This is a genomic window from Pseudomonadales bacterium, assembly GCA_024234435.1.
Lineage (GTDB): Bacteria > Pseudomonadota > Gammaproteobacteria > Pseudomonadales > Porticoccaceae > JACKOF01.
In genome coordinates this window covers 1,684,001-1,710,051 of record JACKOF010000001.1, presented here as the reverse complement: position 1 = coordinate 1,710,051, position 26,051 = coordinate 1,684,001, and the positions used below count along the sequence as shown (strand labels likewise).

Here is a 26,051-nt window from a genome sequence, read left to right as displayed (position 1 = left end):
TGTCAGACGACAATGATGGTATCGTTGTCGACTCCTTGAATCATTCTGGCCAGTTTCCTTCCTCTAAGCGTGGCTTTCAGTCCTCGCCGCCGGGTGGCTCCCATAATAAGCATGTCGGGGTTCAGCATTTTGCTGACCTCGATCACGACCTCATCTGGTTCACCTGCGCGAATATGCAGGTGGTCGTTTTCAATACCAGTGAGTTTTAATATGTTGCCTCGATCGGGGTAATGGGACGAATCCTTGTAGGCATTTGCCAGGTGGAGTTCTGCTCCAAAATTTTTCGCACTGGTTACGCCCGCTTCGAGGATACGTTCATTAAGCTCACTGAGCTTGTCATCCTGCAGGTCCATGGTAATCAAAATTTTGCCGCTGGAGGGCTTGTTGGATGTTTTGATGATATCCACCAGTACTGAAGAGTTTCGGATCAAATACCAGAATTCGTCTGTCAGCTTGCGGTTGCTCTCTGCTGGCGGGTGTGAAATCAGAACGGACGTAGCGTCGATACTTTCGCTGGCCTGGAGAATACTGTCAGCCCAGTCTTTGCTCCAGCTGATAATAACGGATGGTTTTGCGCCTATATCCAGAAGGGGGCTGATAACGTCCTGTATGTATTTGTCATCGCGAAAAATGTTGGCATTGCTGGCCGATGAGTCAGTATTACTATGGTCAACAATGAAAAGCAGGGTTACTTCCGTTTGGGCCTTTGAAAACCCAAGCTTGATGAGCTCAACAACTCTGTCCCGAGCTGGGTGGTTATCTGACTCGGGGTCGATAACAATGAGCAGTTTATCGTCTAGTGCCATGAGACTTCCCTCTTCTATATGGTTAACGGTATTCCCGAAGTATCGGGTTATCCTGTTTGTTGTTGTTTATTTTAGTCTTCGCCAAGTGCTTCCTGTTTGCTGACCACTGGTCGATCTTCAAGTGAGCCTTTCATCAGAGTGCCATCACCGCCCTCCCCATAGTGGCGGAGTACTATATGGTCTTGTTCTACGCTGACAATTTCACCAACAAATGGCATGTCACCAAAAGCTTCCGGCACCCGATAGCTGATTAGGTCTCCCGGCTTGAATGTGCTGGGGTCCATATTAAAAGCAAAAGGGCAATCTTCTCCCGGATTTTCTCCCATTCCTCTCATAATGATTTCCTCTTTAAGGTTGTATTAATTATGTGTTGTTAGGTTGGCAACCAAAGCCGGTGCATCTGCCAGTGACCGAAGTGCATCGTTTAAATGGGTGCAACCGTTGGTTTTATACAATGTCTGAGATACCTGATCTCTGATGTCAGGCGCTGCAGATCCGAGCAAACGGTGTATGTTTTTAACGGCACCCGGACACTCCGGAAATGGCAGAATATGGGGTGTTGCGATAACACTTTTTAATACCATGCTCTGTTTGTCAAAAATAGCCCGAACCGAGTATTCATGTACAGCTTTGCGAGGACCTTCTTCTGTTGTCGCGCTGTCCTGAAACCCGCTTTCAATATGAATGTCATCTTCGATCCATAAATCGAGCCAACGGGCTCTGCGCATTGATACGCCGGTTACGTCGGGTAAGTCATGCCAGCCTTCCGGATCATCTTCGCGAACAAAAGGCGGAACGAACGCCGCCATGTTGGCCTGATAACGGCCATCTGTGCGCAAGGCGCTGGAATCCGGGTGAAAGCCAATACAGGCGCTTTCCATTTTTGCCATCATCGCGCGCCGTTTGGCTCTGGGGCCAGGTAACAGGCTTTCTTTGCGGGAGGCCCAGGCCCAATCAGAGATGATGACAACACCGGTGATGTCGTGCATTAAAGAATAAAAGGGTGCTCCCTTCTGTTGATCCTGAGGAATAACAGAAGCAAGTTGTTGCCGTAGCTCTTTGAGCGCGCGTATGCCGACCAGCGTTTGTAATGACGGGCGGTCAGGTGTACTGCGAATTTGTGTAATACATCTGTCTGAATCGGCTGTTACAAACAGTTCGTCGTGCCCTATTGTGTGCAGGGCGTGGCCTTTTTCAGGGGTGATGCAATCTCTGGTGATTCCGTGTAGCTGTATACGGCCTTCTCTTTCTTCCGGCCAGGTCGCATCAATCGTACTGGTTCTTCTTGCGGAGCCAGGCCGTCTTATCGGCACTTCTCCTCTGGGGTTGGGTAACTTGGCGTTCTGGTTATTCACATTAACGCCTATGCCGCGAACATTGTTGATGAAAAGGGTGCGGTTCTTTCATTGGCAAAGTAGCTCGTATCAAGTTGGTGAATGTCATGTTGATACTATATCGTAAATATCAGCTCAAATTATGGGCGTTGTGCAGGGGGCGAAATTGCTAAATAACTTCGAAAAGGCCAGCGGCTCCCATTCCTCCACCAACACACATACTGACGACCACATATTTAACTCCGCGACGTTTTCCTTCAATGAGTGCATGGCCCACCATTCGAGCACCTGTCATGCCATAAGGGTGTCCAATAGAAATGCTGCCGCCATTTACGTTATAGATTTCAGGGTCAATGCCCAGGTAATCTCGGCAGTAAAGGGCCTGGCATGCGAACGCTTCATTAAGTTCCCAAAGGCCAATATCATCAATGGTCAGGCCGTGGGTTTTCAATAATTTAGGGATAGCATAAATAGGACCTATACCCATTTCTTCCGGTGGGTTTCCACATACCATCATGCCTCGGTATATACCAAGAGGTTCAACATTGCGTTGCTGAGCCAGAGTTGAGTCCATGATCACACAGGCAGAGGCGCCGTCGGAAAGTTGGCTGGCATTTCCGGCAGTAACAGCACCGCCCTCAATCACCGGGTTCAGCGCAGACAGGCTTTCCAACGTGGTTGAAGGCCTATTGCCTTCATCTTTTGTCAGGGTGATTTCTTGCTTTGTGGTTTCTCCGGTGGCCCTGTCTGTTATTAATTGTGTGGTTGTGATGGGCACAATTTCGCTATCAAAAAGCCCTGTGCTTTGTGCTGCGGCTGTTCTTTGTTGGGAACTCAGCGCGTAGAGGTCCTGAGATTCTCTATCGACGTTATACTTTTTGATGACGTACTCAGCTGTTTGCAGCATGGGCATGTAAGCGTGAAGAGTGTTTCTGATGACATTGTCATCGTGGCACTGGTTGGCCCATTCAAAATAGCGGTTCTGGATTTCAGAGATGTTTTCCTGACCACCGGCAACCACAACATCCATGCCATCGCAGATAATCTGTTTTGCGGCAGTAGCGATGGCCATCAGCCCGGATGAGCATTGGCGGTCAATTGTCTGACCGGAAACGGTTGTTGGCAATCCTGCGGCCAGTGCACTGAGTCGACCGATATTGGAGCTGGCACTGCCCGCGCAAAGCGTGGTGCCAATGACAGTGTCTTCGATTTCATCTACGCTTATACCGGCTCGGTTTACCGCGTGCTTTATGGCATGGGCCATCAATGTAGGCGATTGAGTATTATTAAAAGCGCCACGAAACGCCTTGCCGATAGGCGTTCTCGCGGTAGACACAATGACGGCTTCTCTCATACTAACTCCAGTGTAGTGTTATGATCTGTCGATTAACCCGTCAGGGGATCAGTAGGACTTGGGTAAGCCCAGAACCTTTTCGCCGATATAGTTCATGATTTGTTCTTCCGATACAGGTGTTATACGAATCATGCGTACCTCCCGGTACCAGCGCTCAACCTGATACTCGACGGCCATGCCCATGCCGCCGTGGGTCTGGAAAGCCCGGTCACAGGCAAAGTTTGCGGCTCGCGCTGCCAGGAATTTCGCCGTATTAGCCTGCTCACCACAGGGTTTTCCCTGATCGTACATACGCGCAGCAACGCGATACATGGTGTGTGCAGCAGACAACTGCATATGGGCATCTGCGAGAGGGTGTTGGATGCCTTGGTTCTGACCGATAGGGCGGCCGAACACTACGCGCTCGTTGGCGTAGCGTACACCCCGTTCAAGAGCTGCGCGGCCAATACCGACGCCTTCCGCAGCCACAAAAACACGCTCGGGATTCAGTCCATCGAGTAACTGATAGAAACCTTTACCCACTTCACCGACCAGGTTTTCTTCCGGGATAAAGGTGTTTTCGAATACAACTTCACAGCTGCCGACGCAGTTTCTGCCCATCTTGGGAATCAGGGATATGTCCGTTGTTTCCGGATCAAAATCCACTACAAACAGAGAGAGTCCATCAATCGGCCGCTTGGTTTCACCAATCGCTGAAGTGCGAGCCAAAACCAGAGCGGATTTTGAAATATGGGCTTTGGTTAACCAGACTTTTCGACCGTTTAACAACCAGCCACCATCGGTCTTTGTGGCTTTAGTAGTGATACTACCCGTGTCACTGCCTGCGTCCGGCTCGGTTACACTAAAAGACACATGCAGATCGCCCGAGGCAATGCGGGGCAGGTATTTTTGCTTCAGTACTTCAGAGCCGTGACACAAAACCGGGTGAAAGCCAAACATGGAAAGGTGAACTGCAGAGCACCCGTTAATTCCAGCGCCACTGGCTGCAATGGTTTCAAGCACCAGTGCGGTATCTTCAATTGAACATTCGCTACCGCCGTAGGCTTCCGGTGTTGCCATTCCGACAATACCCATCTCAGCCATGGCATCGAAAAACTCAAAGGGGAACTCTTTGTTTTGATCGTGTTTTGTCCAGTATTGATCATCAAATTTTTCGCAGGCCTTCTTTACATTGTCAATGAGTGCCGCCTGAGTATCGGTAAGATCGAGATCGAACATCTTTGTCTCCGTTGAAAAGTGTTATGACGGGCAAGTCAAACAGTTGTGTTTAGTATTAGTGTCGTTGCCAAACCCTTTGTTTAAGAATGAAGGGCTGAAGATGGTTGACTGTATTTTACAGATCTTTGCTATTAATACAACACAGGTGTTGACACTTAATGACCAAATTGATAGTTTTCAAATGTCTGTTGGCGGCGTAGCTGCCCGGGTTTAAAAGGCCGTTGTGACGAGCTCTTCTACTGTGTAATGATGGGCTGGAAATAAGGTGTGTTCAATATTTGAAAGTCTGACAACTTTCTGAAAAGTCGTATAAAAATATTTAATCAGGGTATGCAGAATGACAGACGTTAACAGCGGGCCTCTCGCTGGAATTAAAGTAGTGCATTTAGCTGCTTGGGGGCCGGGACCGTATGCCACCATGCTGTTAGCTGATCTTGGGTGTGAAGTTATTGTGGTAGATCGGCGTTCGCCAATGATTACTACAGTTCCTGCCAGTCAGGACCCTAGAAGGCGCGGGCAAAAAAGTATTGCGCTTGATCTTAAAAACTCTGAAGACTTAACAACGTTTAATCAGCTAATTAATCAGTCGGATATCTTTATAGAAGGTATGCGACCTGGTGCCGCTGAACGGCTGGGAATCGGCCCTGAAGATCTCAACGCTATAAATCCCGGTTTGATATACGCTCGCATGACCGGCTGGGGGCAAACCGGGCCGCTGGCAAATACCGCTGGTCATGATATTAACTACATTGCGTTGAGCGGTGTGTTGGAAACCATGGGGGAACCCGGCAAACCACCACCGCTGCCGCTCAACTTGCTTGGGGATTATGGTGGCGGTGGGCTCTTCATTATGGTTGGTATCTTGTCTGCTTTGTTTGAGCGCTCGACATCCGGTTTAGGACAAGTTGTGGACGGCGCGATTGTCGATGGTGTTGCTTCGTTGTCTGCCGCTACGCTGGGTATGTGGGGTGTTGGTCGTTGGGGGGAGCGCGGTACAAACACGTTTGACGGCAGCTGCCCCTGGTACCGCGTTTATGAAACTGCTGACGGAAAATACGTTGCGGTAGGTGCTATTGAAGAAGCGTTTTATCAACAGCTACTCCAGGGGTTGGGTATGGACCCTGCCCAGTGGCAGAGAAACGATGCAGACATTGGCCCTCGCTTAAAGGCAGAGTTGGAGCGCATTTTTAGTACCCGAACACGGGACGAATGGCAGCAGATGTTTGAGCATACAGATGCTTGTGTGACTCCGGTGCTGTCATTTGAAGAAGCGTTACAGCATCCGCATCATCAAGAGCGGGGGACTTATATTTCGTTGCGCGATATTCACCAGCCTGCGCCGGGACCAAGGCTGTCCAGAACGGTTCTAGCGGCTCCATCGGCCCCACCCGAAGTGGGAGAGAACAGCCAACAAATTATGCAGCAGCTCGAGCTTTTTTGCTCGGGGGCATCTGCTAGGAAAAATTCTGATGGGGAATGAAATGAGTGGCGATTCTGTTATGCCTCGCGGCAAGTTGCTTCGGCCAGTACCCGATGACGCTTTTGATACCTCAACTATTGGTGAATACTGCTGCTGGCTTAAGCAACATCATCAGTTGGACTTTAAAGATTATGGGAGCCTTTGGCGTTGGTCCGTAGACAATCTCGAAGCGTTTTGGCAATCAATCATTGATTTTTTTGACCTCGATGTTGGCTCCCCTGAACAAATCCTTGATGAGCAAAAGATGCCGGGTGCGAACTGGTTGCCCGGTGCTTCGCTTTCTTACCCCGAGCATGTACTCCGGCATTCAGGTAGTCAGCCAGCACTGGTGGGGATCTCCCAGAGCCGGGGTCGTGTATCAATAAGTCGGGATGAATTGCGTGAACAGGTGGCGCGTTGTGCTGCTGGGTTAAAAAAACAGGGCGTGAAACGTGGGGATCGAGTGGCGGCTTATTTGCCCAATATTCCTGAAGCAACCATTGCGTTTCTGGCAACTGCTTCAATCGGTGCCATTTGGGTAAGTTGTGCTCCGGAATTTGGTGCCAAAGCGGTAATAGACAGATTTTGTCAGGTTGAGCCGACATTACTGATTGCAGTAGCGGGCTACCAGTATGGCGATAAGCCGATGGATAGAAGAGAACATTTATCTGAAATCCGCAAGGCGGTGCCCTCTATCAAGCAAGTGATCGATGTCCCTTATGCAGCGGGTATGCAGATTGATCAATCTATGGATTGGTCTGAGCTGCTGGCTGAACTTCAGCCACTGAGTTTCGAGAAAGTATCTGCTGATTACCCGCTATATGTGCTTTTCAGCTCCGGCACTACCGGGTTGCCCAAGGCAATTGTTCACGGGCATGGCGGAATTTTACTTGAGCATTGTAAAGCGATTGCTCTGCACAACGATGTACGCGATGGAGACAGTTTTTTCTGGTTTTCTACTACCGGCTGGATGGTCTGGAATTACGGAGTCAGCGCGTTGGTTTTGGGTGCCAGTATGGTCTGTTTTGATGGCAATCCTATGTGGCCGGATGCTTCCAATTTGTGGGCGATGGCCGCCGATGAAAAAGTCGATTTTTTTGGTAACTCCGCCACTTTTTATATGGCTTGTCGGGACAAAGGGTTGGAACCATGCAAGCAGTTTGATTTAAGTGCGATCAGAACCATTACGTCAACGGGGTCAACATTGCCGGCAGAAGGCTTTGATTGGATATACAGCCAGTTTGATGAACGTGTGATTCTAAGCTCGGCGGCGGGAGGCACAGACATTTGCTCTGCTTTTGTTGCCGCTTCGCCAATTGTGCCGGTACGTGCAGGCGAGATTTCTGCACCCTTGCTGGGCTGTGATATTGCAGCGCTGGATGACTCGGGTGAAGAGGTGTTAGGGCAGCCCGGTGAGTTGGTGATAAAAACACCAATGCCCTCAATGCCGGTTGCTTTCTGGGGTGACGACGGTAGCCGTCTGAACGATGCTTATTTTGACCAGAACCCCGGTTTATGGACTCATGGCGACTGGATTATCGTATTTGATGATGGTGCTTCGGTGATTACGGGAAGGTCCGATTCGACCCTGAATAGGGGAGGTGTGCGCCTTGGCACCGCAGATTTTTATTCCGTCGTAGAAGAAATTCCGGGTGTCGAAGACAGTCTGGTTGTTCATTTGGAAGACGCCTCTGGAGGTATGGGGCGGCTAACCCTATTTGCTGTTGCAGAGTCTTCTGAAAATCAGGAGCGACTTGGGACTGAAATTAATCAGCGCTTGAAGAATGACCTGTCTCCCCGGCATGTGCCAGATGAGATTGTCTGGTTGTCCGCCATTCCCAGAACATTAACGGGTAAAAAAATAGAAGCGCCCATCAAAAAACTGCTTAAAGGCGTACCTATGGAGAAAGTGGCTAACGTGGAGAGCTTGGTAAATGGCCATGCGTTGCAGGAAATTCTTCAGTGGCATTCATCTGCCAGTGTACTCAATAGCGATAAAAAGGTTTAAAAAATGAATATGTCTGCCGTTGCAAAAAACTATTTTGATGCGCTGGAAATAGAAGAGTTTGTGTTCAGTCATTTTCTCGAAAAGCGCGCCAGCGAGTCGCCAGAAGCTGTGTTTTTTACCTTTGAAGATCAAACCCACACACTTGGTGATTTTAATAAGGCAGTGAATAGCATGGCTCGTTGTCTGATGGAGCAGGGCGTGACACATGGGTCAGTTGTTGCTGTTGTTATGGCAACATCGCCGGAGTACCTTTGTTTGTGGTTTGCCCTCGCCAAAATAGGTGCAGTGGAAGTGCCAATCAATAGCGCATACCTGGGTGACATTCTTCTGCATCAGTTGAAGACCAGTGGCGCAGAGTTTTGTGTAGTTGATGACATTTTCTATGAAAACGTTAACGGTGTGATAAAGGATTCGGCGGTCAAAACCTGTTTTGTGAGGGGAGCGGAAAGCCGCGAGTTATCCGCGCCGTATATGCCGTTTCAACAGCTTCAGCAAATGCAGGATGACAGTAACCTCGATATCACCATCTCTTACGTTGATAGCTGCGGCATTATTTTTACCTCTGGCACAACGGGTCCCTCAAAAGGTGTGTTGTTGTCTTACCGCTACCTCACAGCCTATGGCGTGATGTATGCCGACATCAACAAGTTTCAAGATGACGAGGTGTTGATGAATTTCTTGCCGTTTTTTCATCTTAGCGGCAAATTTATAACCATTGCTACATTGGTGAGTGGCGGCCGGATGAGACTGATGCCAAAGTTGAGTATCAGTGGATTCATGGAGGAGGTTCGTATTCACGGCATTACCCACTTTTTGGGGGTGGGTGGTATTTGCAATATGCTGCTGACGTTGCCGGAATCTCCAGAGGATGCAGCCAGCACAATTCGCACTATTTACGCGGTGCCGGATCCGGATGGCCCCCACCACATTATTGAAAAACGCTTTAACTGCCGCATGACCACGGTCTTCGGCTCGACAGAGGTCGGACTGCCTTTGTTTCGCTCACTTGATACCGGCTACCGCGCTGAATCCTGTGGCAAGCAGAGCCCTTATTATGAAGTCAAAATTGTTGATGAGTTCGACAATGAGGTGCCTCATGGGGAAACCGGTGAAATTGTTGTGCGACCCAAACTGCCTTATCTGACAGCCTCCGGCTATGTAGGTATGCCGGAGAAAACCGTGGAATCCTGGCGCAACCTCTGGCTGCATTCCGGGGATTCAGGGCGTCGTGATGAAGACGGTTGGTTCTATTTTGAAGACCGTGTCAGTGACTCTTTGCGCAGACGGGGAGAGAACATCTCGTCCTACGAGGTAGAGTTGCTGGTAGGTAAACACCCGGCTGTTTCCGAGGTCGCGGCTGTTGCCTTTCCCTCTGAAATCGGTGAAGACGAAGTGAGGGTGTTTGTGATTTTACTGCCGGAGCAGCAGATTACGGCGGAAGAGCTGTTTGAGCACTGTGGCAAAAACATGCCTTATTTTATGGTGCCAAAGTATATCGATATTGTGGAAGAATTCCCTCGCACACCTACCGCAAAAATCGAAAAATACAAGTTGCGGGACATGCCTAAAACCGACGCCACCTGGGATTACGCAGAGCAGGGCTGGAGCCTGAGTCGCTCGGGCATTGCCAGAGTCGATTAAACGCCCATGCCAGAGCTTTGGTTCTGGCGTTTGCTCAATTTCGCCTGATAGTTTTTTAGTAAATCCTTACCGTTCAGTGAGGTGCTGTTTTTTAGCTGCGCGGCTCATGGTGTCTGGTTGATTTTTCTATCAGCCCTCCTTTTCATCATTAAAATGCCACTCTTTAATACGTCTTGAGGCTGATTTCACTATCGATTTATGACGGAAATTTTCAGAATCCGAGTGTAACCCGAGGGCTTTTTTGTTATATCGTGATATATCTTGTTTTTTGCAAGATAATTGCTATAAGGCTGTAAAACGTACCTGCGGTTAAACAGCATGGCTCGTCAGCAGGTACCAATTTTCCAAAGAGGGGTTGATGATGAATGATACAACGAGAAGAAATATAGAACTGGGTTTGGCCTACTGTGGGCCGGCTTTCATTTTGGGGTACATTATTTTCTGGGCCATCATGGGGCATAACATTCCACCGCCCAACATGATGGGAATGACAGCTGAACAGTTGGTTTCGGAGTACTACGGCAAGTATCCGGAAATCAGGGTAGGCATGATAGTCTCGGCCGTTGTAGGTTTGATTTACCTTCCCTGGAGTTGCCTGTTGGCTTCCATGCTCAAAGACAAGCAGGGCAACTATACTGCGCTCAGCTTTATGGAGCTGACCGGCGGTACCCTTACGGCTTTTGTGTTGGCTCTTTGTCCGGCTATCTGGGCGGCTTGCGCATTTATGGTTGGTGAGGTTGATGCCGGCGTTATTAAAATGGTGCATATGTTCACCTGGTTTATTTACGACTGTACCTACATGATCACGACCATTCAGCTAACAGGATTGGGCCTCTATGTGATATTCAACCGTGACCAGCAAATTTTCCCAGCCTGGACAGGGTGGAGCGCTATTGGTACGGGTTTAGTGTTTGTGCCACTCTCGCTGTTACCTTTTGTCAGCGAAGGCCCCTTCAAGCTGCCGGGCCTGTGGAACTTCTTTGTTGTATATACCACCTGGCTGTTTGCTTTCTTCGGTGTCTTCAGCTTTTACATTCTGAAGCATTTGCACGGTACAAATACCAGAGATGCCCGCGGTACCCCCGCATTGGTTTGAGCCCAGGTTACCTGGACCCGTTGACAGCAACGGAAATAAAAAAAACCCGGTTTTGGCCGGGTTTTTTTATACCGGGGTAAAGCTCAGGGTTTGATGATATAAGCAAGAAACATATTGGACAGTTCTTGCAAAAACTCTTCTTCAGACAGCTGTGGATTTTCATCTGAAAGGTATTGCTTGATGCTCGCGGCGAAGACCTGATTGAGTAACGCGTGAGCAGTATTGAGGTTTTTTCCGGCAAAATTGTCTTCATAAATCTGGAGATAGATCAGGCTTGCCCGGTAAATCAGTTTTTCAACAGAATACAACTCCGCTGCGAGGCGTAGCTCCGGCGCGCTTTCTACCAGTGTAATAACAATATTTTTGTGCCTTTTATAGCTGCCGAACACTTTCCGTATGACTTTGGGCATGCTCTCTTCAATGGATTCCCTGCCAAATTCTATAAAGTAGGTTTTTGAATCGTTGGCAATCATTGCCGACACACTTTCCAGTAAAGCCAGCGCGATAGAAATTTTGTTGGGGAAATAGTCATAAATAGAGCCGATGCCAACGCCGGCTCGTTTGGCAATTTGCTCAACTGTTGCGGAGTCAAAGCCCTGTTTTAGAAACAACTCTTCCGCAGCTTGGAGAATGCTCTCAACAGTGTTGATAGACCGGCTTTGCTTGGGGCGGCGACGGGTGTTGTCTGGATTTTTTGTAGGCATTGAACTGTTCCCAAACGGTCTGTGTATTCTGTGAGTGCAGTTGATTATATCGTGATCTAACTAACAAGTGGAAGCTCCACATCCTCTATCCGGAGTTCGGGAGGAATGTTTTCTTTGCCAATGGTTTCATCCAGATGTTGGTGAAAGTTGCAGATAAACTGCTCTCCATAACCGAGCTTGACGGAGGGAAGGGCGTTGTTCTTTGCGGCTTTTTGTATTCCGGTAAGCGCATCAAAGTCTTCCTGTAATACTGCGTTAAATGCCTCTACAGTTTCCTGATCTACTCGTGTATCGATTGGTGCTGCCGGATCAATTTTTATGTAGTAGAGGCGTACGGTGCTTTTATCTCTGGCCTGTGGCGACATAACCATAATGGTGCTGATATTCTCGGCCACAGGAATAGTGATATTGGGGAAAATATTGTAGCTGCGTTGCCCTTTCCGGGTCACAGGGTTTAGTTGTACGGTGCTGGAGTGGCTGTCGGCCGATTGTATCGGCGCTCGATCGAGCACATTGCTTTGGGCATCGCCATTTTCTCCCGCACGGTTTTTTACCACCATGGCGTTGTGGCCATTTTTCAGCATTTGGCGTGCCGTGAACACACGGTTAAGGGCCTGATTGACCGAGTTTTTGTGAACAAACTGGATGTGGTAGGTTTCTGAAAAGGCGTCGTGAATAAACTTCCAGTTGCAATCCACTTCAAAATCAAAGGCTTTATAAAGCCGGGTTTTATCCCAGGGTATATCACTAATCATGTCTGCGATGCCACCCAGAAAATCTGTCAGAGGCTGAACGTTGTCATCCAGGCAAATGAAAATCAGGTTGCCCAGTGTTTCACAGCGAAGACTTTTTAGTGAGCGGTTGCATTTTTTCAGATTGGGAAAGTCAGCTTCATCGGGCACAAATTTCAAGGTGCCGTCCAGTGCGTAGTTCCAGGCATGATAAGGACACAGAAAAGAGCTTTTTTTGCCAGTAGCATCATGAAGTAATCTGGCTCCGCGGTGCTGGCAAGTATTGTAAAAAGCCTGAATAACTCCCTGGTTGTTACGGGCAAAAAAAATCGGTATATCAAGAATATCGACAGTTCTGTAGCTGCCAGTTTCTGGCACCTCATTGCCGTGGCCTACCAGCAGCCAGGTTTTTTGCCAGAGTGTGTTTTTTTCCAGTTCAAAAAAAGTGTTGCTGAAATAGCGTTCAGTTGGAATCTCGGGAAGCTCGGGGAAATTACGGGGATAGGTTTTTTCTTTTCTTCTCTGCTCTTCTGCTTTCCATAATGCATTAATGCGCTCAAGACTTTCTAGCACGGCCATAACAGTACCTCCACAGTAGGTGTTTTGATTAAGGCAATGCTAGGTAGTGTGATTGTCGGTTTGTACTCGGATGAAGCTCGGATTTCTGGAAAGTAATGCGATGTTCTTGTGAACGGTTATGTTTGGTCGGAAGGGTATTTCTCAGTGAGGTACCTGCCATATTTTTCCCAAAGTGCGGGTTCTTCCAGAATTTCCAGACGTTCTCTGAGGTCATCCAGATAACGCAGAAAAGAATATTCGCACTGGCGTTCACGAGCCTCAAAAAGGCGCTTGATACTTTGTTCGCAGACGTGATCCTTGATGTCCATAAGTGCTTTCAGCTCCAGAGATCATGATTCGGACGTAGCATGATGGTGTGGCTGATTTTTGTCAACATATGTGTTGTATTTTTGAGGGTGTAAACGTAATATAACGTTTCGGCCTGCGCTCGTTTTCATATGAGGGCGGCTTGCTCTGCAGATTATTGAGCGGCCAGGCTATAAAAATTACAGTTAATTCGATACGAAAATAAAGGGGTTAGAAAGCTCGATGATCAATGTGCGTGACGCAATGCGCCAGGCGGCAAACTGGCATAAGAACAGATTGGCAATTGTAAGTGGTGAAAGAGAGCTGACTTTCGCGGAAGCCTGGGACAGGGGGCTTCGCCTGGCAAATGCATTTCTTGATAAGGGATTAAAACCCCAAGATAAAATCGCTGTGCTGGAGTTAAATTGCCTTGAATCCTCGGATTTCGTGTTGGCTTGTGCTATTGGCAATTTCGTTCGAGTGCCTTTGTATAAGAAAAGTGCACCGGAAGCCCATGCTCATATGATAAGAAATACCGGCTGTAAAGCTTTGGTAGTTGATAAAGAGCACCTTTATGAGCTGGAGGGCATTCAGCAAGCTGTGCCCGCACTTGAGCACTTGATCATGCGGGATGAAAATTACGATAGCTGGCTGGCAACTCACGACAATACAGACCCAAACCCCGATATTAGTCTTGAGGATTTATTTATCATTCGTCACTCGGGTGGCACTACGGGAATTCCCAAAGGTATCGCTTTTAGTCACAGTGCCTGGATGAATATGAATCGCGATTGGACTTACCGTTGCCCTCCGATTGAAACAGGCGATTGTGCTATTCATGTTGCGCCTATTTCTCATGGCTCGGGCTTTCTGTTTGTACCCCTGTGGATACTGGGCGGCTACAACATTTTAGAGCCCGGTTTTGAAGCAGAGCGTTGTTGGAGCCTGTTGTCCGAGCATGGTGGCTACATGTTTGCCGTGCCTACCATAATCAGTGATTTATGCGCGCTGGGAGAAACCAAAGGCCGTAGTTTTGAAAAACTGAAAGCTATAGTAATCGGTGGTTCCCCCATGCTGCCGCAAACTGCACTAAAAGCCCATGAGACGTTTGGCGACACATTAAATCAGATGTATGGCGCATCTGAGGCCACTCCCGTAGTTTGGATGACATCCAAAGAGTGGTTTGGGCAGGTTGAAGGCTCTGACCCACTCATTGCAGCAGGGCGAGTGATGCCTTTTGCTCGTATCCGTATTATTGATGAAGAAGATAATGAGGTGACGCCCGGAGAGGTGGGCGAGCTGGTGCTGCAAGTCGATGGAATGATTAACGAATATTGGAATGCTCCGGAATTAACCGCAACTAAATTTGTTGATGGCTGGATGCGTACAGGGGACGTTGGCTGCATAGATGAAAACGGTTATCTTTATTTGTCTGATCGCAAAGATGATTTAATTATTTCTGGCGGTTTTAATATTTGGCCCGCTGAGCTCGAGCTGGTTATTGGTGATTTGCCCGAAGTGCGCGAAGTGGCCGTAGTCCGAGCGCCCCATGCGCGCTTTGGTGAAACGCCGGTGGCAGTTGTTGTGCTGAATCCGGGACAAACGCTCAGTGCAGAGGTGGTTATGCAAACTTGCCATGATCGTTTGGGTAAATTAAAGCGGCCTACGCAAGTGGTATTTAGAGACGAGCCATTACCTCGCACGCCTGTCGGCAAAATTCGTCGGAACGAAATACGCAATGAATTTTGGGAAGGGCAATCCTCTTTGGGCGGTAGCTAGAGAGCATTGCTGGCAAGTCGGGGTGCGTTTAAGCTCTGGTTTGTAAACAACTAAAAAAAACAGATGTGAGAAAATTTTGGATGCTGCAAAAAAAGATTTGCCGGAAACAACTTCCGGTGCACTCAGGTACATAGACAAGGCTGCTATTCAGAGGGCGATGAGTGCGGTATCGACATGCCAGGCCATTTCCATCGGCTTGCCCATTGTCCACGGCAAAGGGCCTGTCGCCCCTATGCGTCAGCCGCCTCAACATTACATGCGTCGCGATGGAGGTGATTATTCTTCCGGTCATCATATTGAGAAAGAGGGCTTCGGCCATTCTGATGATGTGATTATTCTCGGTACCCACGGCACTACTCATGTCGATGCACTTTGCCACGTGTTTTGTGATGGCAAAATGTTTGGTGATTTACCTGCGACGGATGTGGGCAGTACCGGTGCCAACAAGCTCGGTGCAGAGACGATTCCCCCTATCGTTACTCGAGCAGTGGTTATTGATGCTGTGCCTGCGGACAAACCCTGGCTCGACCCGAGCGAGCCGATTTTCGCCAGTCAACTACAAGCTCTTATTGATGATGCAGGGATTACCCCTGAACCCGGTGACGCGCTGATTGTGCGGACTGGATCAGTTGAGGCCTATCGTGCCGGTCACGACACTGGCTGGTCTTGGCCCGGTCTTGCGAAGGACTGTGTTGAGTGGGTGAGGCAACACAAGTTTTCGATTATTGGTGCCGACAATGTAGCTGTTGAAGTTGGCCCGTCTGGTATTCCGGGAGAAGCGCTGCCGCTACATGTTAATCTGATGAAGGGCGACGGTGTTTTGTTTCTGGAGTTGCTCGATCTCGAGCAAGTGAAAGGGCGGGTTTGCCTGGCGATGTTGACTCTTAACCCGTTACGTATTGTCGGTGGCACGGCCAGCCCTGTTGCACCGATGTTAATGTTTTAAATATCGGTTGCGCCAGTAAATCGATGAGATATCCCGCTGCTTCTTTAATCCTGATTGGCAACGGTGAACTTCACGACAACCTTTCCAATAGTGTGATCCGATGACAGAGCTTATTAAAGTAAAAGCGGAGGGAGCCATTGTTCGCCTCACGTTGAATAACCCTGAACAGCGAAACCCCATGAGCAATGACATGATTGAGGCGTTTATCCACTGCTTTCAATCTCCAGCGGTGCAAGATGCCGGTGTCGTTATTATCGCTGCTGAAGGTAAGGATTATTGTGCTGGCGGTAATATCAATGACTTTCGCGATATCATTGATGCCAGTGCTGCAGAGCAGTGGGAAGCCTGCGAGCGCTTTCGCTATATGTTCGAGCTGATGCATCAGCTAAAACCGGTGACTGTGGCGGCTGTACAAGGCCGAGCTCTGGGCGGTGGTTGTGGTTTGGTGGCAGGTTGTGACTTTGCGATTGCGACAGAGAACGCGCAGTTTGGAACGCCAGAGATTAAACTGGGTGCATTCCCAATGGTGATTGTGCCGCCGTTGATTCAGGCAATGGGCGAACGGCGTACGATGTATATGGCGACGACTGGCGCCCCTATTTCGGCACAAACAGCGCTGGAGTACGGTTTGGTGCAGAAAGTGGTTGCGGATGATGTACTTGAAGTTGAAGTGAATGCCTTCTGCGAAATGGTCGGCAACTTTAGCCCTACCGGTTTTCGGGTAGGCAAGTCTACCGTCCGGGCCTGTGCGGAAGCCTCCTATAGCAGTGGGCTGGAAATTGGTATGGGTATGCGTTCTATTGTATTTTCATCCGAAGCATTTAAAAGCGGAATCAGAAAATTTCTCGATAAATAACCGGGTTTTCTGAAGCTTAATTCAAAGGGCAGCCATAATGACAACAGCCGTTGTTTCCGGAATTGGGGAATTCCACCCGGTTCGAAAGTCGGGAAAAAAAGCAGAAGCATTAATTGTTCACGCCATTTCCGAGGCGTTGAATGATGCTGGTTTGGCTCCTGACCAAATTGGTGCTGTTGTCACCGAGAGCAGTCTGACGCCGCAAATGGCACCTTTTGACCGTATTGCTCCCATGGCTGGACTTGATAACGTGCAACTCACGTTACAGACATCACCGGTCGGGGCGGGCATCATGGCTTCTGTTGGTATGGCATTTGACCTCGTTGCTTCGGGGAAAGTGGACCATGCCTTGATTTACTTTGGTGTTGATTGGGGTACCACTCCCAATGGCCCAACGGGATACCATGCCGGAATGGAGGCCAAAAAAGTTGTTGAAGCGCCAGCGGGTTTTGCTGGCCCGGCTTTGTATTACGCGGTTGCAGCTAAACGCTACCAACACCTGCATGGACTAACGGATGATCAGGTTCAAGATATGTTGTGGGCTGTAGTGGAAGCTACCCGCTTTAACGCCAGCCATCATCCGCTTGCACAGCGGCAGGATGCACTGACAAAAGATCAATATCTGGCAAAACCCATGCTCGCAGAGCCGCTGCGCTCGGTGGATTGCTCATTATTAAGCGATGGTGCCGTAGCGCTGGTGGTTTCAAAGGCTGACGCATTTAACGGGAAGCAGAGTCCTGTTGAGCTGGCAAGTTGGGCCTATGACTACGAGCCCATTCCGGATATGGATTTTTATACGCAGAGCCCCTGGTTGCCCGCTTTACCTGCTACCAGGCGCTCATCTCAAAAGGCGCTCAAAGCGGCTGGGCTGGCAATTGAGGATATGGATCTTTTCGGTATTTACGATTGTTTTTCCTTTGCAGTGATTATGCAGCTCGAAGCACTGGGTTTGTGTAAGGCTGGTGAGGGCGCCCAACTGTGTCAGTTAGGCGCGCTGAGATTTAACGGCCAGTTGCCGGTAAATACCCATGGTGGACTGATGGGGCATGGTTACCTTTTGGGGGCCGGGCATATCACTGAGATTATTCATCAACTCAGGCATCAGGCCGGAGCAAGGCAAGTGCAGGGTGCACAAACAGCATTTGTTGGTGCCGGACCCGGCAGACAATTCACATCACTGATTTTCAAGCGTCAGGAGGGGTAATGCTAGAGCCACTGGATGCCGTCTGGCAAAAAAATCTTGAAGAGGGCATTCTGCGTCTTCCTCGCTGTGAAAACTGTAAGGCCTGGAATTGGTATCCGACGCCTGTCTGCAAGTGTTGCCGACACGATCAATTTATCTGGGAGCCTGTCTCCCTGAACGGGACACTGTTTGCTGCTTCTGAAATGCACCGAAATTTTACCGGGCTGGAGATCGGTGCTGTTCCTTATATCGTCGGTTTGGTCGAGGTGAGCGAGGCGCAAGGCGTGCGGTTGCCTTGCCGCTTTAGGGGCGAGAAGGCAAATTTGCCCGCAATCGGCGAATCAGTGACGATCACCTGCGAGTATGGGTTACAAGGAGTATATTTAGGGTTTCTTTAGTTTGTTTATATCTTGATATAATAATATATCTTGGTATAATTTAGGTGAGTGCAATACTGACCTTTTGAGATGGCTATGAATCAAGCATATGAAACGTCCACTTTCGCTAACTTTGAGCTGGCTACACAAGCGTATGATCATGAGATTGTCGCTTCAGTGTTAACAAACAACGGAGAAGTAGCCTTGTTTAAGCGGAGCCAGATGGTCACCGGGGATTGCGGTTTATGGCATTGCATAACCGGGTTTCTTGATCGGCATAATTGCCCGTCTACGCATGTCCGGGTTGAGATTGAAGAAGAAGCGAATATCGCGCCAGCAAACCTCAAGTTGATCAACTCCTGTCGGTTTTATTTGAATGACAGCCGTAACAAGACATGGTGTATCCATGCATTTCATTTTGAAACCACCACCAAGGAAATTGCGGTCAATTGGGAAAATGACGCAGCCCGCTGGTGCTCCCCAGGCGATATTACCCGGCTGAATACCGTTAGCTGGTTATCTTCCGTTATGTCGGCATTGAAGGTTGAGAAACACATGGGTGTTGCTGTGGCTTAAAGGCTTGCTACAGATTTTAATTCTATTGAAATGTAGCCACAGAAAAAATCAATAACAGGAATGGATAGAACGAATGGTAAAGCTGGTTTTTGTTCAGTCAGACGGCCAACAAACTGAGGTTGAGGCCCGTGTTGGCATGAGTGTGATGGAAGTCGCCGTTGAAAACTTTGTGCCAGGTATTTTGGCCGAGTGCGGTGGACAGGCTGTTTGCGGAACATGCCATGCTTATGTTGATGAAACAAGAATTCACGAATTTACTGATAAACCTTCCGAAACAGAAATGGAATTACTCGAAGGCGCGCTGAAACCCAGAGAAAATAGTCGTCTCACTTGTCAGCTTAAAGTGAGCGAATCAATGGATGGTATGTCCTTCCTGGTGCCTGAAAAACAATATTAGCAGGCACTGACAGCCTTATTCTCCCCGCTATTAAGCTTGCCCGGCTTAATGTCGCCTTTTTGTTTTACATGAATTTAATCTTCGTACTGGTTTATACTTCTGCCAGGCTGTGAAAGTTTTGCACAGCTCTGTTTCTGTATCACCGAAGCTTCCTGCGGACGCAATGGCTGCAACAGTGACAGTGTTTTTTTATTCATGTTTTGGCAAGAGGATCAACTGTGCAGTTACGGCAAAAGCAAATGCTGGAGCGAAAAATCCGAATTCTGGATGCCGCTGAAAACCTGATCAGAGAAACAGGAGAAACAGAGTTCTCCGTTAGACATCTGGCGGCGGCTGCTGAAGTCAGTCCGGCTACTCCGTTTAATTTGTTTGGTTCCAAAGAGGGATTGTTATACGAATTGTTGTTGCGCTCTTTGGATACAGTGACCAGAGAAGGGCTTGTTTTCAAGTCAGATGATACCGCGATGCACGCGCTTGAAGCTGTTGAAAACGCGGTTGACTTTTTTCTTGAGGACCCGGTTTTTTTAAGGCCGCTGTACCGGGTTTTGATGGGGGCGAATCACCCTGAACACCGTACAACATTTATGGACGGTACCTACTCATACTGGCAGCGTGCAGCCGATACTGTGATTGACTCTTCGTCGCTAAAGGATGACCGAACAAGAAATGCGGTCACCATTTCGCTGATGTCTCATTTTATTGGCCTGTTGGAAATGTGGGTGCAGGGTGATCTGGATGACAAATCCTTTATGAATTCATCCAAGCTGGGTGTCATGTTGATACTCTTTCCTTTTGTTTCGGCCAAAAACCAGAAACGGTTGATGGTGATATTCAATGAGTTGAAAGAAGACGGCGTACGTCTGACCCAGTAACGGTAGGCCGGTTTTCGATACGGTAATTTATGGTTCAGTTTTCAGCAGCATGGCACTCGCTGGAATGCCACCGCCGGTTGATACTGCCGCAATTTTTGCGTCATTCACTTGCCGGACGCCAGCTTCTCCTCTTAATTGTGTGATAGCTTCGTAAATGTGGCCGTAGCCATTGCTACGGCCAGCATTCAGGTGGCCGCCGTGGGTGTTTATCGGTAACTGTCCGTTTATCAGAATACGGCTTCCATCGCCGATAAAATCGGTAGCCCCTCCAGGATCACAAAACCCCAGTGCTTCCAGCCAGCAAATCGTATTGAACGTGAAACCATCGTACAGTTCAGCTAGGTCAATATCTTTTGGTGACAAGTCAGTGCGGCTCCATAAATGTTGACTGGCGCTGAGCACGTTGGGTTGGTATACGACAGTGCCCTGATCCCAGGATTGAGTTTCAGCAAAAGCAGTGCCGCAGGCTTCTATGTACACCGGTTTTTTCGGTAGATCCCTGGCCCGTTCAGCTTTTGATATCACAAATGCGATAGCACCATCGCAGGGTGTGTCGCAGTCCAGCAGCTTGAATGGCGTGGAAATTTTTCTTGAACCCAAATAATTCTCCATATTCAAGGGATTTCGGTATAGGGCTTCCGGGTTCAATTCGGCGTTTTGTCTTTGTGCAATAGCCAGTGTGCCGAGCAATGTTTCGGAAGCTCCGTACTGATGCAGATAGCGGTTGGCGTACATTCCAATCCAGTTGGCGGGAGAAACACAACCGTAGGGTAGGGACCATCGCGGCTCACCCACCACGCTTTCTAACAGGTCGTTAGGCAAGGGCCGGTTACTGGCTGAAAAACTGGTAAAGCACAACACATGGTTACAAAGACCGGAAGCGATGGCTAGCATCGCTGAAGGGATTGTCCCTGCCTGCCCGGGAAGTTCCTGAGCGCCGGTATGCCAATTGGTCTGCAAGTTCAGCGCATAGGCTATTTCTCGTACACCACCACTCGAGAGACCGGGCATTCCCGAGGTGCCGGGGTATGCGCACAGGCCGTCAATGTCTGCTCTGTTCAGCCCGCTGTCAGCGATCGCATTGATACAGGCTTCGGCTGTCAGCATTAAAGGGCTTTGTGGCAGCTTTCTGGCGATTGATGATTTGCCCGCGCCAGTGAAGGCTGAGGCGTTTTCATACTTTTCTGAAGTGGATGAGAAGCGAATGATTGCTGGTGCTCGGGTTTCAGATTTTTTTACAGGATTGTTCCGTGGTTTAAATACCGGCAGCCAGACATCTTTGCAACAGCGCCAGTCTGACTGTAAAGCCATACCGATGAGTAATTGCTCGTGTGAAACATCGACCAGATTGGTGGTGAGTTGAATGTCTGGAGCCTCAACGGGTGCAACAATTGCGATGATGTAGGGTGTTTCCAGCCCTTTAATCCACGGCTGGTGGTTGATCGTGTAGGTGATGAGCCTTGCCTGCCCGGAAGCTGTTTTGGGGGAGGGTGGTGTGGTGCAATCTGGACAGATTTCCCGAGCCGGGTGTAACCAGTGCTGGCACCCGGAGCACCAACCGAGAGTGAATTCACCGGTTTTTCCGGATTGCCAGTAGTAGTCGCCAGCCTCTTGCAGGTTTGGCAGAGGCCGGCAGTCAGAGCTGTTTTTCACCGTTAAATATACTCAACCCAGAGTGTTTTCAAGCCTCTGGTGAGTAAGACCGGAATCCAGTCTCCCTGTTCATTGACGAGTTTGAAGGGGGGCAGTGATCTGACGATCATGGGAATAGCAATAGAGGCTTCGAGACGAGCCAGGTGAGTGCCCATGCAAAAATGGCTGCCTTGTCCGAAAGCCATATGTCGGTGGGGCATCTCTCTGTCGAGAATAAAATCTTCCGGGTTTGCAAAGAAATTCGGATCCCTGTTGGCCGCGGCCAGAATTAGAAAGACCCGCTGACCGGCCTTGAAGGAATGCCCCTCAAATTCGATATCTTCAGCAATCAGGCGAGTGAGTGCCTTGCCTGGGCCGTCATAGCGCAGACATTCTTCAATAGCGGCCTGGTCGTCGACGAGCCCATTTTTAAGACGCTCAAGCTGGTCCGGATGCAGCAGCAGGTTTCTGATCGAATTGGCAATGAGATTGGCGGTGGTTTCGTGCCCGCCGAACAGTACCAGTGTGCAGGTAGCCAGCAGCTCCGATGTGCTCAGTCGATCACCTTCATCGCGCGCTTGTATGAGTGCCGTAATGAGATTGTCTTCCGGTGTGGTTTCGTAGCGGTTAATCAGCGTTTTGAAATAGCCGAGAAGTTCATCCATACCTTTGGCGGCGACTTCGTAGCGAGAGGGGTCTTCCAGTCCGCCGGAAACCAGCGGAGCAACCTTATAGGTCCAGGATTCGAATTTGGAGCGGTCCTCCGGGGGGACTCCCAGTAACTCGGCAATAATGATGGAAGGCAACGGAGCGGCGATATATTCCATCAAATCAAATTTGCCGGTTTTCGGTGTCTTTTCAATCAGATCGCGGGTCAATGTTTCCACCCGGTTTCTGAGAGAGTCCACTGATTTTATAGTAAATGCCTTGCTGAGTAGCCCGCGTAGTCGCATATGTTTGGGCTCATCATTAAAAACCATCCAATCGGCCAGCACATCAAACACCTGGCGTTTCAGCGGGTCTACGTCTGAGCCTGACAGTTTGGCGCGTATATAGGGTGAGATACGATCAGACGAAAACGCCGGATTTCGTAATGCCGCAGTGATCATTGGGTAGCTGGTAATCACCCAGGACTTGTGGCGTTCATCCCAGAAAACAGGTTGTTGATCCCGAAGTTTTCCAAAATACCCTGCTGGGTTGTCCAGTGCTTCTTTACCAACAATTTCTATGGCGGTGATGTTCTCACTCATTGATGTCTTTCCTGTGGGGCTCGGTTTTTTATGTTGAGCGCAATGAATTGAATTGTTCAGGTTTACAAGGCATTAGGGTATATCATAGTATATAGTTATATCAAGATATATTGAAAATAAGAAAAAGATGATCGCCTGCTTGCCGCAATAGATCGTGGGTGTTGCGGGCGTTGCTTTTTAATCTTCGGCGGCTTTTGGGCTGCCTGTTTTAGAGTAGAGATAAGGGGTGTGAGTGTGAATGTTAAAGAATTGATGGAGCAATCCGCGAAATACAATCAGTTGCGTGAAGCTGTTTCGTTCAGAGGCAATGCCTTGTCATACGGAGAAGCCTGGGTTCGCGGCATTCGCTTGGCAAATGGTTTGCTCTCGTTGGGGGTCGAGCCTGGAGACCGAGTTGGTGTTCTGGAAAGCAATTGTCTTGAGGCTGCAGATTTTTATCAGGCCGGAGCCATTGGCAACTTTGTGCGTGTGCCTTTGTATGCGCGAAATAGCCCGGATATTCACCTGCATATGCTTGAGAATACTCAATGCAAAGCCTTGCTGGTGAGCCCTGAATACTGCCATGAAATAGAAGGTATCGAGGCTTCTCTCCCTGATTTGAAAATTATCGTCCGAGACGATTCATACCACACCTGGCTTTCTGATCAAAGTGATGAGGATCCGGGCGTGGAAATTTCGTCTGATGACTATTTCATCATTCGTCATACCGGGGGCACCACCGGCAAACCCAAGGCGGTCGCCTACACCCACAGAGGCTGGATTGACGCCTGCCGCGACTGGTTCTATATCTTTCCGCAGTTGCTGCCCGGTGATGGCTGCCTGCATGTGGGGCCTATTTCACATGCGTCTGGGTACCAGTATTTACCGACCTGGCTGGGGGGTGGCTGTAACGTCATGGTAGACCATTTTGATGTGGATGAGACTCTCGAAATGATCTCGTCTGGAAAGGTTAGTTATGTGCAACTGGTTTCTACAATGGTGCGATCCATTGTGCAGCACCCAAAGGCCAAGAGCACCAATTTTTCAGGACTTAAATGTGTGCTGGTGGGTGCTGGCCCCAGTCAGGATGCAACGATTCTGGCGGCCAGAGAGTTGATGGGCGATGTGCTTTATCAGGGTTACGGTCAAACCGAGGTATTGCCGGTGGCATTTATGGGGCCGGAGCAATGGTTTGCCGATATAGAAGGCTCTGAGCCACTTCGTGCCTGCGGAACCCGGTTGCCCTATGCATTGATCGACATCTGGGGCGACGATAACAAGCCACTGCCTATCGGCGAAGTAGGTGAAATTGTGGCCAAGACCGATGGCCAAATGTTCGGGTTCTGGAATAACCCGGAGGCTACCGGCGAGCGTATTGTTAATGGCTGGGTAAAGACCGGTGATATTGGGCGGATTGACAAGAACGGCTATGTTTATCTGCTTGACCGCAGTGACGACATGATCATTTCCGGGGGGTACAACATTTGGCCGTCCGAGATTGAAAATGTGGTGGCGAGCCACCCAAAGGTTAAAGAGGTGGTGGCGTTTGGCATTCCCGATGAAAAATGGGGTGAAACCCCTTGCGTTGTCTGTGTAGTTGAACAGATGGAAGCGGTGGATGCCAGTGAAGTCAGGCACATGGTCGAAAAGGCTTTGGGCAGTTATAAAAAGCCTTCTCAGGTTCACTTTCAGTGTGAGCCGCTCCCCAAAACTCCGGCGGGAAAGCTTAAGCGTAAAGATGTACGTGAGCCCTACTGGGCAGGCGCGGGTCGGCGTATTTTCGGAAGTTAATTACATTATACCTTGATATAACATAATATCTTGATATACCATTGTGGCCGAGTTAATGATCAACAATTAAACATAAATACTAAGTACTTAAGGTGGGTGTCATGCAAGCTGGTTATATGATGTTTTTCTCCAATCTCCATGAAAATGTCTCGGATGATGAAATGGTCCGCAATGATCTTCGCCTCGCGTTGCGGGCAGAGGAGCTGGGCTACGATGTGGTGTTCTGTCCCGAACATCACTTTGAAGATTACTCAATGTCGGTCGATAACTTCGATATCCTGACGTATGTCGCGGCCAAAACCGAGAAGATAAAAGTCGGGTTGGCTGCCTGTATTTTGCCCTGGCATATACAGCCGGTGAGAATTGCCGAGCGTATATCGCTTATGGATTCCATGTTTCCGGGCCGTTTTCTGGTGGGTTTTGGCAGAGGTCTGGCGCGCAAGGAATTTGAGACTTTTGGTGTGCCTATGGATGAAAGTCGCGATCGTTTTGACGAAGCAGCCGCGATGATTGTGGACGCCATGGAAACCGGTGTCATGAAAAGCGGCGGCAAGCATTTTCCTATGCCTGATGCCGAGATTCGCCCTCGTCCCAGTCAGCCCCTAAAGGATCGTCTTTATTCGGTTGCCATGTCGCCTGATTCGGCCAAACAAATTGCCTTGCATGACACTCGCATGATGAGCTTCATTCAGTTTTCCATGGAAAAGCACCTGCCGAATATCGAAATTTATCGCGAAGAGTTTCGTAAAAATCACAATAAAGAACCCTACGATCCGTTGATGGTTGATTTTTGTTATTGCGACGAAAGTTCTGACAAAGCGGCAGAAATGGCCACAAAATATCTTTCGGCCAACTACGTCTCGCTGCTGGATCACTATGAGTTTATGGAGGACTACCATAAAGAGACAGCGGGTTATGGGGCATACAAAGACTCGGCAGCTTTTCTTAACTCAATCGGCAAGCAGGCAGCAGTGGAAGATTATGTGAAACATCAAGCCTGGGGAACACCCCAGGAGCTGCTCGACAAGCTTTGGGCGCGCCGCGATATTATTGGTAACTATGAATGGAATTCCATTACCAGCTACGGCGGTATGCCGTTTGCCGATGCCGAGAAAAGCATGGAACTGATAGGCAAAAAAGTACTGCCCGAGATCAAGAGCTGGTAAACGATCTGTTTTTCAAAATCACTTGGCAGGCG

24 protein-coding genes are annotated in these 26,051 nt (G+C 49.0%); 14 read left to right on the top strand and 10 right to left on the bottom strand.

Going from position 1 to position 26,051, the window contains the following annotated elements; genetic code table 11:
• Nucleotides 1–2 precede the first annotated feature (2 nt).
• The 5 genes from H7A02_07950 to H7A02_07930 all read right to left on the bottom strand — a co-directional run bounded on the left by H7A02_07950 (nt 3) and on the right by H7A02_07930 (nt 4,712).
• A complete protein-coding gene (locus tag H7A02_07950) occupies nt 3–806 on the bottom strand; it encodes a universal stress protein (protein ID MCP5172179.1) in 804 nt (267 codons plus the stop codon).
• 71 nt (nt 807–877) lie between these two features.
• Entirely contained in the window at nt 878–1,141 is a 264-nt protein-coding gene (locus tag H7A02_07945) for a hypothetical protein (protein MCP5172178.1), read from the bottom strand.
• A 24-nt stretch (nt 1,142–1,165) separates the two neighbouring features.
• Nucleotides 1,166–2,161, bottom strand: a complete 996-nt coding sequence (locus H7A02_07940; GenBank protein ID MCP5172177.1) for a DUF2889 domain-containing protein — start codon at nt 2,159–2,161, stop codon at nt 1,166–1,168.
• Nucleotides 2,162–2,309: 148 nt separating this feature from the next.
• Nucleotides 2,310–3,494, bottom strand: coding sequence for an acetyl-CoA C-acyltransferase (locus H7A02_07935; protein MCP5172176.1), 1,185 nt, complete (start codon nt 3,492–3,494; stop codon nt 2,310–2,312).
• Between the two features lie 48 nt (nt 3,495–3,542).
• Nucleotides 3,543–4,712: an acyl-CoA/acyl-ACP dehydrogenase gene (locus tag H7A02_07930; protein MCP5172175.1), complete on the bottom strand. Its 1,170-nt coding sequence runs from the start codon at nt 4,710–4,712 to the stop codon at nt 3,543–3,545.
• Between the two features lie 337 nt (nt 4,713–5,049).
• On the opposite strand from H7A02_07930, the gene H7A02_07925 reads away from it, so the two are divergent.
• The 4 genes from H7A02_07925 to H7A02_07910 all read left to right on the top strand — a co-directional run bounded on the left by H7A02_07925 (nt 5,050) and on the right by H7A02_07910 (nt 10,916).
• Nucleotides 5,050–6,192 carry a CoA transferase gene (locus tag H7A02_07925; GenBank protein ID MCP5172174.1) on the top strand — a complete coding sequence of 381 codons (1,143 nt, stop codon included), beginning with the start codon at nt 5,050–5,052 and terminating at the stop codon, nt 6,190–6,192.
• A 19-nt stretch (nt 6,193–6,211) separates the two neighbouring features.
• On the top strand, nt 6,212–8,179 hold the full coding sequence (locus tag H7A02_07920) for an acetoacetate--CoA ligase (protein MCP5172173.1): 1,968 nt from the start codon (nt 6,212–6,214) through the stop codon (nt 8,177–8,179).
• 3 nt (nt 8,180–8,182) lie between these two features.
• The gene (locus H7A02_07915) at nt 8,183–9,820 is read left to right on the top strand and encodes an AMP-binding protein (GenBank protein MCP5172172.1); all 1,638 of its coding nucleotides are present in this window, start codon (nt 8,183–8,185) and stop codon (nt 9,818–9,820) included.
• A 358-nt stretch (nt 9,821–10,178) separates the two neighbouring features.
• The gene (locus H7A02_07910; GenBank protein MCP5172171.1) at nt 10,179–10,916 is read left to right on the top strand and encodes a hypothetical protein; all 738 of its coding nucleotides are present in this window, start codon (nt 10,179–10,181) and stop codon (nt 10,914–10,916) included.
• An 83-nt stretch (nt 10,917–10,999) separates the two neighbouring features.
• Here the strand turns inward: H7A02_07910 and H7A02_07905 are convergent, their stop codons facing one another.
• The 3 genes from H7A02_07905 to H7A02_07895 all read right to left on the bottom strand — a co-directional run bounded on the left by H7A02_07905 (nt 11,000) and on the right by H7A02_07895 (nt 13,238).
• A complete protein-coding gene (locus tag H7A02_07905; protein ID MCP5172170.1) occupies nt 11,000–11,620 on the bottom strand; it encodes a TetR/AcrR family transcriptional regulator in 621 nt (206 codons plus the stop codon).
• Nucleotides 11,621–11,676: 56 nt separating this feature from the next.
• Nucleotides 11,677–12,930, bottom strand: a complete 1,254-nt coding sequence (locus tag H7A02_07900) for an aromatic ring-hydroxylating dioxygenase subunit alpha (protein ID MCP5172169.1) — start codon at nt 12,928–12,930, stop codon at nt 11,677–11,679.
• 116 nt (nt 12,931–13,046) lie between these two features.
• The gene (locus tag H7A02_07895; GenBank protein MCP5172168.1) at nt 13,047–13,238 is read right to left on the bottom strand and encodes a hypothetical protein; all 192 of its coding nucleotides are present in this window, start codon (nt 13,236–13,238) and stop codon (nt 13,047–13,049) included.
• A 220-nt stretch (nt 13,239–13,458) separates the two neighbouring features.
• On the opposite strand from H7A02_07895, the gene H7A02_07890 reads away from it, so the two are divergent.
• The 8 genes from H7A02_07890 (at nt 13,459) to H7A02_07855 (ending at nt 20,201) form a co-directional block, all read left to right on the top strand.
• Nucleotides 13,459–14,994 (top strand): AMP-binding protein, encoded by a 1,536-nt coding sequence (locus tag H7A02_07890; GenBank protein ID MCP5172167.1) that lies wholly within the window; start codon nt 13,459–13,461, stop codon nt 14,992–14,994.
• 76 nt (nt 14,995–15,070) lie between these two features.
• The gene (locus H7A02_07885) at nt 15,071–15,940 is read left to right on the top strand and encodes a cyclase family protein (protein MCP5172166.1); all 870 of its coding nucleotides are present in this window, start codon (nt 15,071–15,073) and stop codon (nt 15,938–15,940) included.
• 100 nt (nt 15,941–16,040) lie between these two features.
• Nucleotides 16,041–16,796 (top strand): enoyl-CoA hydratase/isomerase family protein, encoded by a 756-nt coding sequence (locus H7A02_07880; GenBank protein MCP5172165.1) that lies wholly within the window; start codon nt 16,041–16,043, stop codon nt 16,794–16,796.
• 37 nt (nt 16,797–16,833) lie between these two features.
• Nucleotides 16,834–18,000 (top strand): thiolase family protein, encoded by a 1,167-nt coding sequence (locus H7A02_07875; protein MCP5172164.1) that lies wholly within the window; start codon nt 16,834–16,836, stop codon nt 17,998–18,000.
• On the top strand, nt 18,000–18,377 hold the full coding sequence (locus H7A02_07870) for an OB-fold domain-containing protein (protein ID MCP5172163.1): 378 nt from the start codon (nt 18,000–18,002) through the stop codon (nt 18,375–18,377). Before H7A02_07875 ends, H7A02_07870 begins: the two co-directional genes overlap by 1 nt.
• Before the next feature lie 75 nt (nt 18,378–18,452).
• Nucleotides 18,453–18,932, top strand: coding sequence for an NUDIX domain-containing protein (locus tag H7A02_07865; protein ID MCP5172162.1), 480 nt, complete (start codon nt 18,453–18,455; stop codon nt 18,930–18,932).
• Nucleotides 18,933–19,005: 73 nt separating this feature from the next.
• Nucleotides 19,006–19,329, top strand: a complete 324-nt coding sequence (locus tag H7A02_07860) for a 2Fe-2S iron-sulfur cluster binding domain-containing protein (protein MCP5172161.1) — start codon at nt 19,006–19,008, stop codon at nt 19,327–19,329.
• Nucleotides 19,330–19,547: 218 nt separating this feature from the next.
• Nucleotides 19,548–20,201, top strand: coding sequence for a TetR/AcrR family transcriptional regulator (locus H7A02_07855; protein ID MCP5172160.1), 654 nt, complete (start codon nt 19,548–19,550; stop codon nt 20,199–20,201).
• 27 nt (nt 20,202–20,228) lie between these two features.
• On the opposite strand, the gene H7A02_07850 is transcribed toward H7A02_07855, so the two are convergent.
• Both H7A02_07850 and H7A02_07845 read right to left on the bottom strand, forming a co-directional pair.
• A complete protein-coding gene (locus H7A02_07850) occupies nt 20,229–21,854 on the bottom strand; it encodes an OB-fold domain-containing protein (protein MCP5172159.1) in 1,626 nt (541 codons plus the stop codon).
• Between the two features lie 2 nt (nt 21,855–21,856).
• Nucleotides 21,857–23,083, bottom strand: coding sequence for a cytochrome P450 (locus H7A02_07845; GenBank protein ID MCP5172158.1), 1,227 nt, complete (start codon nt 23,081–23,083; stop codon nt 21,857–21,859).
• 252 nt (nt 23,084–23,335) lie between these two features.
• Between H7A02_07845 and H7A02_07840 the strand changes: the two genes are divergently transcribed.
• A complete protein-coding gene (locus H7A02_07840) occupies nt 23,336–24,853 on the top strand; it encodes an AMP-binding protein (protein ID MCP5172157.1) in 1,518 nt (505 codons plus the stop codon).
• Nucleotides 24,854–24,954: 101 nt separating this feature from the next.
• On the top strand, nt 24,955–26,019 hold the full coding sequence (locus tag H7A02_07835) for an LLM class flavin-dependent oxidoreductase (GenBank protein ID MCP5172156.1): 1,065 nt from the start codon (nt 24,955–24,957) through the stop codon (nt 26,017–26,019).
• Nucleotides 26,020–26,051: the final 32 nt, after the last annotated feature.